General features: G+C 61.0%; 13 protein-coding genes. 5 read left to right on the top strand and 8 right to left on the bottom strand.

Going from position 1 to position 14724, the window contains the following annotated elements:
• The first annotated feature begins 13 nt into the window (after positions 1-13).
• Positions 14-442, top strand: coding sequence for a molybdopterin-binding protein (locus BCF11_RS11805; protein WP_098494913.1), 429 nt, complete (start codon positions 14-16; stop codon positions 440-442).
• 47 nt (positions 443-489) lie between these two features.
• Here BCF11_RS11805 and BCF11_RS11800 read toward each other — a convergent pair whose 3' ends face one another.
• From BCF11_RS11800 to BCF11_RS11790, 3 genes are all read right to left on the bottom strand, one after another.
• The gene (locus BCF11_RS11800; RefSeq protein ID WP_098494912.1) at positions 490-903 is read right to left on the bottom strand and encodes a hypothetical protein; all 414 of its coding nucleotides are present in this window, start codon (positions 901-903) and stop codon (positions 490-492) included.
• A 76-nt stretch (positions 904-979) separates the two neighbouring features.
• Entirely contained in the window at positions 980-1471 is a 492-nt protein-coding gene (locus BCF11_RS11795; RefSeq protein ID WP_098494911.1) for a hypothetical protein, read from the bottom strand.
• A gap of 83 nt (positions 1472-1554) precedes the next feature.
• Positions 1555-3528, bottom strand: coding sequence for a phosphocholine-specific phospholipase C (locus BCF11_RS11790; protein ID WP_098494910.1), 1974 nt, complete (start codon positions 3526-3528; stop codon positions 1555-1557).
• 770 nt (positions 3529-4298) lie between these two features.
• Between BCF11_RS11790 and BCF11_RS11785 the strand changes: the two genes are divergently transcribed.
• Positions 4299-6419: a carboxy terminal-processing peptidase gene (locus BCF11_RS11785; RefSeq protein ID WP_369827751.1), complete on the top strand. Its 2121-nt coding sequence runs from the start codon at positions 4299-4301 to the stop codon at positions 6417-6419.
• 310 nt (positions 6420-6729) lie between these two features.
• On the opposite strand, the gene BCF11_RS11780 is transcribed toward BCF11_RS11785, so the two are convergent.
• On the bottom strand, positions 6730-7521 hold the full coding sequence (locus tag BCF11_RS11780) for a hypothetical protein (RefSeq protein ID WP_098494908.1): 792 nt from the start codon (positions 7519-7521) through the stop codon (positions 6730-6732).
• 256 nt (positions 7522-7777) lie between these two features.
• On the opposite strand from BCF11_RS11780, the gene BCF11_RS11775 reads away from it, so the two are divergent.
• On the top strand, positions 7778-8260 hold the full coding sequence (locus BCF11_RS11775; RefSeq protein ID WP_098494907.1) for a GNAT family N-acetyltransferase: 483 nt from the start codon (positions 7778-7780) through the stop codon (positions 8258-8260).
• An 11-nt stretch (positions 8261-8271) separates the two neighbouring features.
• Here the strand turns inward: BCF11_RS11775 and BCF11_RS11770 are convergent, their stop codons facing one another.
• Positions 8272-9153, bottom strand: a complete 882-nt coding sequence (locus BCF11_RS11770; RefSeq protein ID WP_098494906.1) for a LysR family transcriptional regulator — start codon at positions 9151-9153, stop codon at positions 8272-8274.
• A 98-nt stretch (positions 9154-9251) separates the two neighbouring features.
• On the opposite strand from BCF11_RS11770, the gene BCF11_RS11765 reads away from it, so the two are divergent.
• Entirely contained in the window at positions 9252-10277 is a 1026-nt protein-coding gene (locus BCF11_RS11765) for an SMP-30/gluconolactonase/LRE family protein (protein ID WP_233212456.1), read from the top strand.
• 2 nt (positions 10278-10279) lie between these two features.
• On the opposite strand, the gene gcvA is transcribed toward BCF11_RS11765, so the two are convergent.
• Positions 10280-11197, bottom strand: coding sequence for a transcriptional regulator GcvA (gene gcvA / locus BCF11_RS11760; RefSeq protein WP_199110838.1), 918 nt, complete (start codon positions 11195-11197; stop codon positions 10280-10282).
• A gap of 139 nt (positions 11198-11336) precedes the next feature.
• On the opposite strand from gcvA, the gene BCF11_RS11755 reads away from it, so the two are divergent.
• Entirely contained in the window at positions 11337-11711 is a 375-nt protein-coding gene (locus tag BCF11_RS11755; RefSeq protein ID WP_098494904.1) for a nuclear transport factor 2 family protein, read from the top strand.
• A 21-nt stretch (positions 11712-11732) separates the two neighbouring features.
• Here the strand turns inward: BCF11_RS11755 and garD are convergent, their stop codons facing one another.
• Both garD and BCF11_RS11745 read right to left on the bottom strand, forming a co-directional pair.
• The gene (gene garD, locus BCF11_RS11750) at positions 11733-13322 is read right to left on the bottom strand and encodes a galactarate dehydratase (RefSeq protein WP_199110836.1); all 1590 of its coding nucleotides are present in this window, start codon (positions 13320-13322) and stop codon (positions 11733-11735) included.
• A complete protein-coding gene (locus tag BCF11_RS11745) occupies positions 13319-14662 on the bottom strand; it encodes an MFS transporter (protein ID WP_098497463.1) in 1344 nt (447 codons plus the stop codon). Before BCF11_RS11745 ends, garD begins: the two co-directional genes overlap by 4 nt.
• Positions 14663-14724 lie beyond the last annotated feature (62 nt).

Below are 14724 nucleotides of genomic sequence, written 5' to 3'. Positions count from 1 at the left end.
CAAGGAGTTTGAAATGCTGACAAGCGCACGCAATGAATTCGCCGGCAAGGTCACCGCCATCCACGCCGGCGCGGTGAACGACGAAGTCGAGATCACGCTCGCCGGCGGCGACCGCATCGTTGCGGTGATCACCCGCGAAAGCACCAAGTACCTGGATCTGAAGAGCGGCTCGGAAGCGCTGGCCTTGGTCAAGGCGCCGTGGATCATCTTGTCGACGGTGGACGCCGGCATCAAGTTCTCCACCCGCAACCGGCTGGAAGGCACCGTCAAGACGGTCAAGCCGGGGGCAGTGAACACCGAAGTAGAAGTCAGCCTGAAGGGCGGCCTGACGCTGGCGGCCATCATCACCCAAGAGAGCGCGCAAAACCTCGGCCTGGCGGCTGGCAAGGCGGTGGTCGCGATTTTCAAGGCATCTCATGTGATCGTCGGCGTCAAGGCCTGATGACATAGGAATACGGCAGGCCGGGCTGGACCCGGCGGCCTTGTTTTTTAGCGGTTCAGGGTTTTGTCTTGCCGGATGACTTCATCGGCATTCCTGTGCGCCAGGCTGCGCTCGATCAGGCAGTACTTCCTGGCGTTTTCTCTTGCGATCGCCACCTTCAGATTATCGGCCTGCAGCGAGCAATCCAGCAGTATCGATTTTTTCCATTCCACGAAATCATCCGCCAGCTTTTGCCTGTCTGCGCCGGCCAATACCTGCGCGGCCGCCTGATGCGCATCGGCTACGGCCTTGTTCTGCGCGTCCAGTTCTGCAGCCAGGCAGGTCGACTTCGACTCATCGCTGCCAGCGGCGGCATAACAGGCTTTGAAACGGCTGGAGAAATCATGGCTGGCCGGCGCCGCGCTCGATAGCGCCGGTATCAGGATCAGTGCTGCAACTATGGCAAGGAAATGGCATTTCATGGCGGCGTCCGCTAGACCTGAAAAATCAAGGATAGCAGCAAACATGGCTGACCATGGGCGGCCCCGGCCGCGGCAGTCAGTTGCTGGCCGGCGCCGGCAGCGCGGTTCGCATTTCCGGGTTGGCCGGCAGCTCCACCGAAACCCGGCTTTCGCCCAGCACTTTGGTCTGCACTAGCTGGCCGCAGCGCAAGGCGACCGAATTGCTGCTCACTTTTTCCAGCAGCAGGTCGCCGTCGAAACTTTGCGCTTCGCTGACGGTGAGCGAACCGCGCCGGCCGTTGTTGAAGACGGCGATGCCGGCTTGCCGGTAGCCGCCCATCTCGACGCTGATCAGGCGCCATGAATCCAGGCGCTGCATGGAACAATTGCTATCGGTCCGGGCTGCGGCAGCGCTTACGGGCGCAGCCGCCACGGAAACCACGGTTTCTGAAGCGGCAGCTGCGCCGCTGGCCGGCAGCAGCGCTATCGGCGCTTGCGAGGACGAAGTAGGCATGGTCAGCCACACCAGCAGTGCGATGAACGCACAGCCGGCCATGCCCAGCCCTATCGCCACTTTTTTTTCATTCATGCTCTGGTCCGCAACTTGTCGCCGCCGTTGCCGCTCCGGCGGCGCCGCTCAAGGCACGGCGCCGGATCGGCTTGCCCTCTACTTTACCAACGCAGCACCGGCGGCCGCGTCAGGCCTTGCTGCCCTTCGGTGTAGCCTACCATCGACTGCATGAAGTTGCTGTCGCCGCCCAGCGTGATCTTCAGGTCGTACCAGCCGTTAGTGGTGCTGAACTGGATTGTCGTGCTCTGCTTCGGCGCCACCGTGATGGTCTGGCTGCTGACGCTGCCTGAGGTGATCCGGTCTAGCAGAGTGAACACCGCCGTATTGCTGGTGCCGCTATTGTCGAACAGGATGCTGACAGTCTGGCCGGCGCCGTTGTTGGTCAGCTGCACCTGCGGTTGCGGCTGACCCTGCCATGCGGTGCCGCTGAGATAGCCCTTGAAGCGGCGGTAGAACTGGTTCGGCGCCAGCATTTCCAGGTCGTAGTAGCCATTGCCGTAGCTGATCACATGCCAGTAGTCGCGCGCAGTGGCGTTGGCCGCCATGGTGTACATCCATGGGTTGTCGGTGCGATAGTTGTCCAGGTTGATCTGCAGCGGCGCAGGCTTGCTGCCGCCGTTGCTCCAGTTGGTCCAGATCTGCTTGTTGGCCAGGTCTTGCGTCAGCCAGCCGTTCAGTTGGTAAGGCTGCACGCGCAAGGCCTTTTGCCCGGCTTCATACGGCGGCATGACCGTGTTGGCTGCCGGCGGCGCCGGTTTCGGCAGGCTTTGCTGGCTGCTGGCCTGGGTTGCCAGCGCGGCGGTATTCGGCAGCACCGGGAAGGCGGCATTACTGGTGGTGAAATCGAAACAGGAAGTCAGGTCGCCGCAGATGTCGCGCCGCCACTGGCTGATGTTGGGACAGGTTACGCCGGTCCATTTTTCCAGGAACTGGATGGTCGAGGTGTGATCGAATACCTCGCTGGCGACCCAGCCGCCGCGGCTCCACGGCGAACAGACAATGGTCGGCACACGCGAACCGAGGCCGATCGGCACGCCGCTGACGAATTCGTTGGCGGTGCCGGTTGGCGGCGTTGGCGTGGTGACGTGATCGTAGAAGCCGCCATTTTCATCATAGGTGTAGATGAAAGCGGTCTTGGCCCACACTGCCGGATTCGAGGCCAGCGCCTGCAGGAACTGATTGACGTAATCGACGCCGACATTCGGCGAGCCGCTCGGATGTTCCGACTTGGCCGCCGGCGCGACGATCCAGGACACCGCCGGCAGGGTGTTGTTGGTGACATCGTTCTGGAAGTCCGCCAGCACCCGGGTCTGCACGCCATTGATATACAGGGGCGAATTGGTCGGCAGGTTCTGGAACTGCTTGAACCAGGCCAGCGCATTGTCGTCGTAGTTGTCGACTTCCTGGTAGGTGCGCCAGCTGATGCCGGCCGCCTGCAGCGCTTCCGGATAGGTCTGCCAGGTCAGCGAGCCGTAGGTGAAGCCGTTGGTGGTGGCCGGGCCGCCGTTCAGTCCCTGCGGGTCGATGGTGCCGCTCATCAGGTACAGGCGGTTCGGGTTGGTCGAGGTGCGCGCCGAGCAGAAATAGTTGTCGCACAGGGTGAAGGCATCCGCCAGCGCATAGTGATACGGCAGGTCGCTGCGCGTCATGTAGGTATGCGCATTCATGCCCTTGTTGGGAATCCACTTGTCGTTGCGGCCCTTGTTCCAGGCAGCGGTGCCGGTATTCAAATCATGCGGCACATCCGACAGCCACTGCGCCGAGGAAGTGCTGGAATTCAGGCGCCACGGCGTGTACAGGGCGCCGGTGCTGTCGGCCTGGCTGAAGACGTTGCGGGAGGTGCCCTGGATGGTAGCGGCGTGATCGTCGTTGAAACCGCGCGCGCCCTTGATGGTGCCGAAGTAATGATCGAAGGAGCGGTTCTCCTGGCAAAAAATGACGACGTGTCCGATCGAACCCAGCGTGCCGCTGACAGCGGGTGCAGCCAGCGCTTGCTGGACAGCCGGCGGCAACATGGTCGCCCCCATCGCTGCCATAGAACCTTTGAGAAATTTTCTACGACTTGAGTGCGCCATGTCATTTCCATATAGAAAGAAAAGCCTGACTCTATAGTCGCTGTATTACCGGCGCATGACCGCCAAGTTACCTGTCGATGACGCTTGATGAGGCAGAAAAAATCCTGGATGTGTACTGGAAATCGCGGCGTCGCGTGCATGACGTGGCCGACATTCGCGGCGCAAAAGCCAGTTCCATTTTTTCAACCGGCGTGTTAGCGCAACCATGATGAATGCGCCAGCTTACGGTTGTAAACGATGTGCCAGCCGGTGCGCGGCCAGATCTTGCTGAATCTTGCTGACTCTTGTTAACGTTCCGCGCCCAAAAAGTGAATTCGATTGTTTCTTGACTCATGATTCTGCCCCGATTAATGTGGAAGAAAGCCTGAATCATCATTGTCAGTATTACACCTGCAGGATCACGGATACGCGAACAAAAACGGATGTGAAGATGCAAAAGCGGAAACCCGGGCAACTGCAGCGGCCGGCGGAACGCACTTCTGGGCGCCGATAGCCAGGTAAGCCAAAGCAAGCGCATGAAGGGCGCAGCAGCGCGGGGAAATCCCCGGTTTAAGCAAGTCTTAAGCAAAGCCAAGTAGAATTACCCGGAATGAACGCTTGCCTCCTATGCCAGTCAAATTGCATAGCACGCCGGGCCTGGCCCGCAGGCGGCCATTATTGATAGCAAGGGCAGGAATATTATTGTTATTACTGTTTCCCGCCGCTCACGTAAGTAAGAACATCGAACTGAAGGTTATATGCGCCTAAAAAATAGTCTGCTTTGTATCTTGTTGGCAATCTCGACCGCAGCCCACGCGCTGGAGTCGGGCCCGCCACCGGTCCTGACGCCGTTGCAGCAGCAAGCGCAGGCGGCCCACCTGAGCGCGCAGTTCCTGACCCGCTTCCACTATAAGCCGGTGAAACTGGACGACGCGCTGGCGGAAAAAATCATCACCCGCTATGTCAAATCGCTGGATCCGGAAAAATTCTTTTTCATCCAAGCAGACATCGACCAGTTCACAGCCCAGACCAGCAAGCTCGACGACGCCATCTACAAAGAAGATCTGAGCATCCCTTTCAGCATTTTCAACCTGTATCAGCAGCGCATCGTCGATCGCCTGACCTATGCGCGTGAATTGCTGAAGCAGGGTTTCGATTTCAGCCAGAAGGAAGACTACGCCTTCGTGCGCGACAAGGAGCCATGGCCGAAAACCGAAGCCGAGAGCCGCGACCTGTGGCGCAAGCGGGTCAAGAACGACTGGCTGCGTCTGAAGCTGGCCGGCAAGAAGGACCCGGCGATACGCGATACGCTCAGCAAGCGCTACGAAAATTCGCTGGCGCGCGCCTATAAGTATAAGAGCGATGACGTGTTCCAGATCTTCATGAACGCATATGCGACATCGATCGAACCGCATACCGATTATCTCGGCACCACTGCGGCGGCGGATTTCGACATCGCCATGAAGCTGTCGCTGGTCGGCATCGGCGCCGTGCTGCAGGAGCGCGATGAGTACACTACTATCCGCGAGTTGGTGCCAGGCGGTCCGGCGCAGTTGTCCGGCAAGATCGCCGTCGGCGACCGCATCGTCGGCGTGGCGCAAGGCCCCCAGGGCGCCATGACCGAAGTGGTCGGCATGCGCATCGACGACGTCGTCAAGCTGATCCGCGGCGCCAAGGATACCGTGGTCAAGCTCGACATCCTGCCGGCCGATGCCGGTCCGGACGCCAAGCACAAGCTGCTGAGCCTGGTGCGCAACAAGATCAGCCTGGAACAGCAAGCCGCCAAGAAAACCATCCTCTCGGTAAAGAATGGCGACAGTACCCGCAAGGTCGGGGTGATCACCCTGCCGGCCTTCTATGAAGACTTCGATGCGCGCGGCAAGGGCGACAAGAATTACCGCAGCGCCAGCCGCGACGTGGCGGCGCTGCTGAACGAGCTGAAGAAGGAAAAGGTCGACAGCGTGCTGGTCGACCTGCGCAACAACGGCGGCGGCTCGCTGACTGAAGCGGTGGACCTGACCGGGCTGTTTGTCGGCAAGGGACCGATCGTGCAGCAACGCAATGCCCGCGGCGAAGTCAATGTCGAAGCCGACGATCGCTCCACGCCGGTGTGGAGCGGCCCGCTGGCGGTGCTGATCAACCGCGGTTCGGCCTCCGCCTCGGAGATTTTTGCGGCGGCGATCCAGGACTACGGGCGCGGCGTGATCATCGGTGAAGGTAGCTTCGGCAAAGGCACCGTGCAAACCATGGTCAACCTCGACCAGCTGGCGCACAACGACAAGCCGAAGTTCGGCGAACTGAAGATGACCATCGCCCAGTTCTTCCGCATCAACGGCGGCACCACGCAGCTGCGCGGCGTCACGCCGGACGTCAGCCTGCCGGGCTTCTCGGATACCGAGAATTTCGGCGAATCGAGCTACGACAATGCGCTGCCATGGTCGGAAGTCAAGGCGGCAGACTATGCCAAGCTGGGCGACATCAAGGACCTTGCGCCGCAGCTCAAGATCCGGCATGACGCCCGGGTCGAGAAAGACAAGGATTACCAGCGCTTCGTGGAAGACGTGACTGAGGTAAACACTCAGCGCAAGAAGCGCTCCATCTCTCTCAATGAAGCCGACCGCCGCGCTGAAATGGCGCAGCAGGAAACCCGCCAGCAAGCTCGCGCCAAGGATAGCGCCAGCGATGCCGCCAAAGGCAAGGACGCCGATGGCGTCGATGCCGACAGCAAGGACGACGGCCTGCAAGCGAATGAGCGCAGCCTGAGCGCCGAACTGGCGGCCGAGAAAAAAGCCAAGGGCGCGAAGGACGTGTTATTGAACGAAGCGGCGCATATCCTTAGCGACGCCTCGGATCTGCAAAAGAACAATCCGAAATTCGCGGTGCAGCCGGTGGCAGCGGCGCCGGCAAAATGATGTATCCGGAAAAGCCGCAGCGCTGAAGCAGGCGTCCGCGGCGCAGCCGAAAGACAGGCAGATGCCTGTAATGCCGTTCAGTTAAGACTGAGCGGCATTTTTATTTGCGGAACTCGTAGGGAGGGCACTCCGTGCCCACGCGGACGGGCCGGCGCGCGTAGCCGGAGCACGAATGTCAGGGACACGAATATCCATGATACTGCGTGGGCACGGAGTGCCCACCCTACGCCATGTCGTTCTGCCCTAACTGAACAGCATTAGGCAGATGCCTGTCTTTTTTTTTCTGGCGACAAGCCAGAAGATGCAGATCTCAGTTTCTGTTGCCGCCTGCTGCAGCGCCGCTGAGCAGGTCCGCCTCGGCGGTTTCATTTGACAAGGTGCGCCGTTGTATCGCATGCAGGATCGCCAGACTATAGGCGCAGGCTTCCAGCCGCAAATCCCTGGCGTGGGCAATCTCCTGGTACAGCGCTTCGATTTCGGCAACGGCGCGCCGGTTGCGCGGCTCGCTGTCGAACACCGACTGCCCTTGCTGCAGCAGGCGGTTATCCTCCAGCCATTCGTGGATCACGGTCTGCGCCAGCGCCGCCGTCAGGACCTTGTCGGAGAAGACGCGGGCATCGCTGCTTCCTTCGGCCCCAGCTGCATCGCCAAAAGCGCTGATAGCTTGCAGCTCGACCACCAGCACCCGCAATGCCGGATTGAACAGGCGCAAGGCTTCGATGCGCTGGATCAGGTTTTCGCGGCGCTTGAGGTCACCGCTGCGCGAACCGACCGGCACCAGCAGCACATCGGTCGCCACCAGCGCCGAATCGGCATTCCAGGAATCGCTGCCGTCGGTGTCGATGACGATATCCTGGAAGTGGCTGCGATAATAGGAAAGCGGATTTTCCAGTTCCGACGGCAAGCCCTCCATGCCGCGCACGGCCAGCTTGATCCTGGCGTCGGCGGCGGCGCGGCGCTCACCCCAGTGCAGGGAATATTTGAGCGAAGTGGCGTCGATCAGCAGGACCTTGCGATGCTGCTGTGCGCAGAAGGTCGCCAGGCTGGCAGCCAGGATGGAGCGTTTGGTGCTGTCGTCTTCGCTGAAAATAGTGATGATCATATTTCCTCCTATGCGTTAATCATGTCAGCGATGCGATGCGCATTTTGAAGTGCGATGCGCTACACATAGCGGCACGGGCATGGATCGCTGTGACAGGATCAGTGTAGTTGGAGGCGTATAAAGATGTCGTAAAAAAACGGCGCCCTGGCATAAACGTCCGCTAAAAATATCGCTCTGAACGGTCTCTGCAAGGGCTGTTGCAAGCATGTTAGGATCAATCCTCATCGACAAATATGGATTCAGGCCAGATACAAACATGATCACCATCAGCAGCTACTCGGATGCCTATCGCGACGGCGTCGCCAACCTGATCCTGCCGATCCAGCAACAGGAATTCGGCCTCGCCATCAGCTTGCAGGACCAGCCAGACTTGCTCGACATTCCCAATTTTTATCAAAGCGGCCACGGCAATTTCTGGCTGGCGCTGGCTGCAAACGAGGTGGTGGGCAGCATCTCGCTGCGCGACATCGGCAACCGCCAGGGCGCGCTGCGCAAGATGTTCGTGCAGGCGCCGTTCCGCGGCCGCGAGCATCAAGTCGCGCAGCGCTTGCTGCAGACGCTGGTCGAATGGTCGCGGGACCAGGGATTGCAGGATGTATTTCTCGGCACGACAGCGGCCTTCCTGGCAGCGCATCGTTTCTATGAAAAGAATGGCTTTATCGAGATTACGCCAGCGGATCTGCCGTCAGCATTCCCGCGCATGGCGCTGGACACCAAATTCTACCGGCTCAGCCTGTAACAACGACGGGCCTAGCCGAGCCGCTGCACCAGGAAATCGACAAAAGTGCGCAACTTGGCGGTCGGCCGCGAATCGCGGGTGCGCACCAGATGGATAGGTCGGGCCGGCAAGCTCCACTTCGGCAATAGCGGCACCAGCTGGCCGGAAGCGATGGCGGCGTCCAGCAGCACATCGGCTTGCACCACCACGCCGATGCCGTTCAGCGCCGCGGTCAACAGCGCCTGGCCGTTATTGCTGACAAAGGAACCGCGCACCGGCACCTCCACAAGCTGCTCGCTGTGGGTGAAGCGCCAGGAGTGATCTTTCCCCCATGACATGAAGCCAAGGCAATTGTGCCCGGCCAGCTCGGCCGGATGCCGCGGCGTGCCGTGGCGTTTCAAATAGGCCGGACTGGCCACCGCAAACATGCGCGACGAGCGCAGCGGGCGGGCGATCAGATTGGCGCCGTCCACCACGCCGGAGCGCAGCGCCACTTCAAAGCCCTCTTCCACCATATCCACCACGCGGTCGTTCAAGACCAGTTCCACCTGCACTTCCGGATACAGCGTCATGTATTCGCCGATCAGCGGCACCAATCGGTGTGCGCCATAAGTGACCGGCGAAGTCATGCGCAGCTTGCCGCGCGGGACGGCGCGCAAGGCTTCGGCGACGTAGTCTGCGGCCTGCACGCTGCTCAGCACGTCGCGGCAGCGCTCCACATATACGCTGCCGATCTCGGTCAGGCTGTGGCGGCGCGTGGTGCGGTCCAGCAGACGTGCGCCGAGATGCGTCTCCAGCGCCCGCACGTGATTGGCGACCATGGTGGTCGACAGCGAAAACTCTTCCGCCACCGCAGCGAAGCTGCCTTTTTCCACCACGCGGACGAATACAGCCATGCTGGTCAATCTATCCATTCGGAAGCCTGAGTGTTGAGTGATGAAAGTATTGCCTAGTTTATCAAACATGGCGCCGGAGTGAGAATGGCCAGGATTAGTCACGAAATGGAGAAAAAATGAAGCCGAATATCTGTTTTCGCAGTCTCAGCTGGTCCGCCGCCTTATTGAGCGCCTTGATTTGCGGACAACAACCAGCACTCGCCGCGGGCGCCGCAGCGACACCAGCGGCGCTGCCGACCCTGACCCTGCCGGCGGACTGGTACCCGGAGAGCCTGGCGACCGGACCGGATGGCTCGTTTTACGTCGGCAGCTGGCGCCAGGGTGCGGTGGCGCGGCTGCGGCCGGATGGCGGCGCGCCGGAAATCCTGGTGCCGCCTGGCTCCAACGGCCTCGCCAATGGCCAGGGTGTGCTGGTCGATGCGGCGCATCAGCTGCTGTGGGTCTGCTCCGACAACTGGGGCTACACCAGCGTGCCGTCTACGCCAAGCGCGCTGAAAAGCTACGACCTCGCCAGCGGCGCGCCGCGCGCCAGCTATGCCATGCCGGACAAAGGCTATTGCAACGACCTGGCGCAGGACAGCCATAGCACGCTATATGTCACCGATTCCTTCCATCCGCGCGTATTGCGCCTGCTGCCGGGAGCGACCGAATTGACGGTCTGGAAGGAAGATCCGAGCATGGGCGCCGGTAGCGATGGCGTTTACCTGAACGGCATTGCATTGGACGGCGACCATAGTCTGTACCTCAGCCTGGTGACCGCCGTGCCTTATGTATTGCACGTGGATGTCGAGGATAACGGCGCAGCCGGCGCGGTGAGCCGCATCGAGATGCCGCGCCTGCTGAAGAACGCCGACGCCATCCGCATCTACGCTCCCGGCCGCATGGCGATCTTCGAGAGCAATGCCTTCGGCAAGAGCGGCCCTTACGGCGGCCAGATCAGCATCGCCAGGATCGACGGCGGCAGCGCGGCGCTCGACACCATCGTCGGCGGACTGAACGATCCTTCGTCGGGAGTCATCGTCGGCAACCGCGTGTACTTCATCGAATCCAAATATTCGCTGCTGTTCCAGCACAAGGAGCATCCGGAAGAGATCCCGACGAATGTGCCATTCGACCTGCAATCGCGTGAGTTGCCGAGATAGCTTTATTTTTTGCGGGCGCGCTGCTTGCGGTCTGCCATCAAGCTACCTTGGTAGTCCGCCACCTGCTGCTTCAGCCAGGCCAGCAGCAGCAACAGCTTGGGCGATTGATGGCTGCGCACCGGCCAGACCAGGAAATAGCGCGATGGATGCGGCGCTTCGATATCGGTGAGCCTGACCAGTTGCCGCCGCTCGATCATGGCGTGGGCGATCGAGCGCCGCGTGAGCGCAACGCCGTAACCCAGCCTGGCGGCTTCCAGCATCATGCTGGAATCGGTGAACTCCAGCGCCGCGCGCGGACGCAAGTGCTCGCAGCCGGCCGCCGACAGCCATACCGGCCAGCTTTCGCTGGCATGCAGCAGCGGCAGCGACATCAGCTGTTCCGGCGTGATGGCCAGGTCGCCGCCGTTGAAAGTGGGTGCGGCGACGATCAGCAGGCTGTCGTCCATCAAGGGTTCGCAATGCAAGTCCGGCCACTGGCCGTGGCCGAAACGGATCGCGCAATCGGGCAGCTCGTTTTCAAAGTCGGCGAACGCCATGCTCGCCGTCAGGCTGATCTGCAGCTCCGGATGGGCCGCGATGAAATCGTGCAGGCGCGGCAGCAGCCAGAAGGTGCCGAAGGACGGCACCACTGAAATCGTCAGTTGGCTATCCCGCGGCCGGCGCTGGATTTTCTCGGTGGCGCCGGCGATCTCGGCCAGTGCCTGGCGCACCTGATAGGCATAGATGCGCCCTTCTTCCGTCAGCGTCAGGGAGCGGCCTGCACGCGTCACCAGCGCCAGGCCGATGTAATCCTCCAGCGCTTTCACCTGATGGCTGACGGCGCTGTGCGTGACATGCAGCTCCTCGGCGGCATCGACCACTTTCCCCAGGCGGGCCAGGGCTTCAAATGCGCGCAATGCGGGCAAAGGCGGCAGTTTCACCGTGAATTTCTTTCGCAAAAAGTGTGAAAAAGAAGCGCTATACATCCGCCGGGGCGGATTTGATAATGCATTGCCTGCCCGACAAGCCGTCGCCGGCCGGTCGCGGCACTTCCATCAACCACCAGGAATGAGAAACCCCATGATACTCAATGAAATCCAAAACATGCTGAAAGATTATTTCGACGTGCTGCAAACCCAGGATCTGGGCAAGTTCGACCAGGTGTTCCATCCTGGCTGCATCTTGTACTCGGCGCAGGACGGCGCCGTCACCGTGCGTCCCTTCCAGGAATACCGCAAGATGGTGCAGGGCCGTGAATCGCCGCAGGCGCGCGGCTTTGCGCGCCTGGACGAAATCATGATGGTGGATGTGATGTCGCCGGAAATGGCGATGGTCAAGGTGCGCCTGCGGCTGTTCGACAACATCATGGTCGACTACCTCAACCTGCTCAAGGTGGAAGGCAGGTGGACCATCGTCGCCAAGCTGTTCCATCGGGCTGAAACGCTCGCTGCCTGAGACGCAACTTCAAGTTGAGCCTCAGGTAATCGGCGCCGGATTGAACAGGGTCAGGGCATTATGCAGCTTGTGATATTCGGCCCAGGTCTGCTTGCGGCCGCTGGCGACGTCCAGCATCAGGCGGAACAATTCCCAGCCGACCTCTTCGATGCTGGCTTCGCCGCTGGCGATGCGGCCGGCATTGACATCCATCAGGTCGTGCCAGCGCCGCGCCAGATCGTTGCGCGTGGCCACCTTGATCACCGGCACCGCGGCCAGGCCGTAGGGCGTGCCGCGCCCGGTGGTGAACACGTGCAGGTTCATGCCGGCAGCCAGCTGCAAGGTGCCGCAGACGAAATCGCTGGCCGGCGTGGCAGCGTAGATCAAGCCTTTTTGTTTGACCTTGTCGCCGGGAGACAGCACGCCGGAAATGGCGCTGCTGCCGGACTTGACGATGGAACCCATGGCTTTTTCGACGATATTCGCCAGGCCGCCTTTTTTGTTGCCAGGCGTAGTGTTGGCGCTGCGGTCGACGCCGCCACGGGTCAGGTAATCGTCGTACCAGGCCATCTCACGTATCATTGCCGCGGCAATCTCCGGGGTTGCGGCACGCGCGGTGAGCTGGTCGATGCCGTCGCGCACTTCCGTGGTTTCAGAAAACATCACAGTGGCGCCGGCCCGCACCAGCAGATCGGTGGCATAACCCACCGCCGGATTGGCGGTGACGCCGGAAAAGGCATCGCTGCCGCCGCATTGCACGCCCACCGTCAATTCCGAGGCCGGACAGGTTTCGCGGCGGCGCCGGTTCAGCTCGCTTAATTGCTCTTCGGCGGTCGTCATGATGGAGACGATCATAGACTCGAAGCCGACATGCTCGGCATCCTGCAGGCAGACCACGCGCAAACCGTCTTCCTTGCCACCAGTGTTCTGGATCGGGATCGCGCCTTGCGGGAACAAACGACCCGGCTGCAGCTTTTCGCAACCCAGGCTGACCACCATCGCCTGACCGCCGAAGTTCGGATTCATGCTGATGTTGCGCAAGGTGCGGATCGGGATTTCGGCGCCCGGCGCATCGATCGCCACGCCGCAACCATAGGTGTGTTCAAGGCCGATGACGTCATCCACATTTGGATACTTGGGCAGCAGCTCAGCCTTGATGCGCTTGACCGCATGCTCCACTACGCCCGACACGCATTGCACCGTGGTGCTGATCGCCAGGATGTTGCGGGTGCCGACCGTACCGTCGGCATTGCGGTAACCTTCGAAGGTATAGCCATCCAGCGGCGCGGCCGCGGCCGGCACCCGGGTGGCGATCGGCAGATTGGTCAGCTCACGCGCAGGCGGCATCCGCACCAGCGATTCTTCTATCCAGCTGCCTTGGGGAATGGCGCGCCGCGCATAGCCGATGGCGACGCCGTAACGGATGATGGCCTCGCCCTCGGCCAGATCGCGCAACGCCAGCTTGTGCCCTTGCGGCACCTTGTCTCGCAGCACCAGGCCGCAGGGAAATACAGTCCCCGCCGGCAGGCCGCCGTCGTTCGCAACGATGGCGACGTTGTCCTCGTCCTGCATGCGGATATATAAAGGCGCGGCAGCGGCACTTGCGGCTGTAGTGCTGGCTATGGTGCTCATCGTGTTTCCACTCCAGATAATTTCTTGTAAGGCGGTTCCGCATCGTCGAGCGGTTTGAGCACCACCCGCTTGATATCCTTGACGATCACCAGGTAGCTGATCACCGCCAGCAAGGCATTGGCGCCGACGTACACCAGCGCCCATTCGAAGTTGCCGGTTTCCTTGATGATATAACCGATCACGATAGGCGCCGTGATTCCGGCGATATTGCCAAATGTATTGAACAGGCTGCCGGTGAGGCCGATGATCTCTTTCGGCGAGGTATCCGCCACCACCGCCCAGCCCAGCGCGCCGACACCCTTGCCGAAAAACGCCAGCGCCATGATGCCGACCACCATCCACTGGGTATCGACGTAGTTGCACAAGACCATGGTCGTCGACAACAGCAGGCCGGCGACGATTGGGATCTTGCGCGCCCAGGTCAGCGAAAAGCCCCGCTTGATCAGACGGTCCGAAATGACGCCGCCCAGCACGCCGCCAAGGAAACCGCAGATCGCCGGCAGCGAAGCCACCATGCCCGCTTTCAGGATCGACATGCCGCGCTCCTGCACCAGATAGATAGGGAACCAGGTCAGGAAAAAATAGGTGATGGTATTGATGCAGTACTGGCCCAGGTAGACGCCGGCCAGCATGCGGTTGCTGAGCAGCTGCTTGAGATAAGCTAGCTTGACGCCGCGATTGACCTGGCTGCCCTTGCCTGCCTCCAGGCCCTGGTCCATATCGACCAGGCCGCCGCCGTCGCGGATGTGCGCCAGTTCGGACTGGGTCATGCGCGGATGGCCTTTCGGGCTATGCATGGCGCGCATCCAGATCATGCTCAGCAGCATGCCGCCGACACCCATGACGACGAAGGTTTGCGACCAGCCGTAAACATGGGTGATCCAGGCCATCAAGGGTGCGAACAGCACCGTGGCGAAATATTGGGCAGAGTTGAAAATCGCCGACGCGGTGCCGCGCTCGGTGGTGGGAAACCAGGCGGCGACAATACGGCCGTTGGCAGGGAAAGAAGGCGCTTCAGCCAGCCCCACCATGAAGCGCAGCATGAACAGTGCCGGCACCGCCCACATGGCGCCGAGAAAATGCACGCCGCCTTGCAGCAGGGTGAACAGCGACCAGATAAATATGCTGGCGGCATACACCCGCTTGGAACCGTAGCGATCCAGCAGCCAGCCGCCCGGCAGTTGCCCCAGCACATAGGCCCAGCTGAAGGCCGAGAAGATGAAACCCATGGTGACGGCGTCGAAACCCAGCTCACTCTTCATGGCCGTGCCGGCAATCGACAAGATGGCGCGGTCGGCGTAGTTGAAAGTAGTTACTGCAAATAACATGAACAAGATCATGTAGCGCACATTGCCGCGCCGGCCCCGCACCGGTGCCGAGGCACCCGTTGTATCGTTATTCA

This window comes from Collimonas sp. PA-H2 (assembly GCF_002564105.1).
Classification (GTDB): domain Bacteria; phylum Pseudomonadota; class Gammaproteobacteria; order Burkholderiales; family Burkholderiaceae_D; genus Collimonas.
The sequence above is the reverse complement of the archived record's forward strand: the minus strand, read 5'-3'. Positions and strand labels throughout refer to the sequence as shown.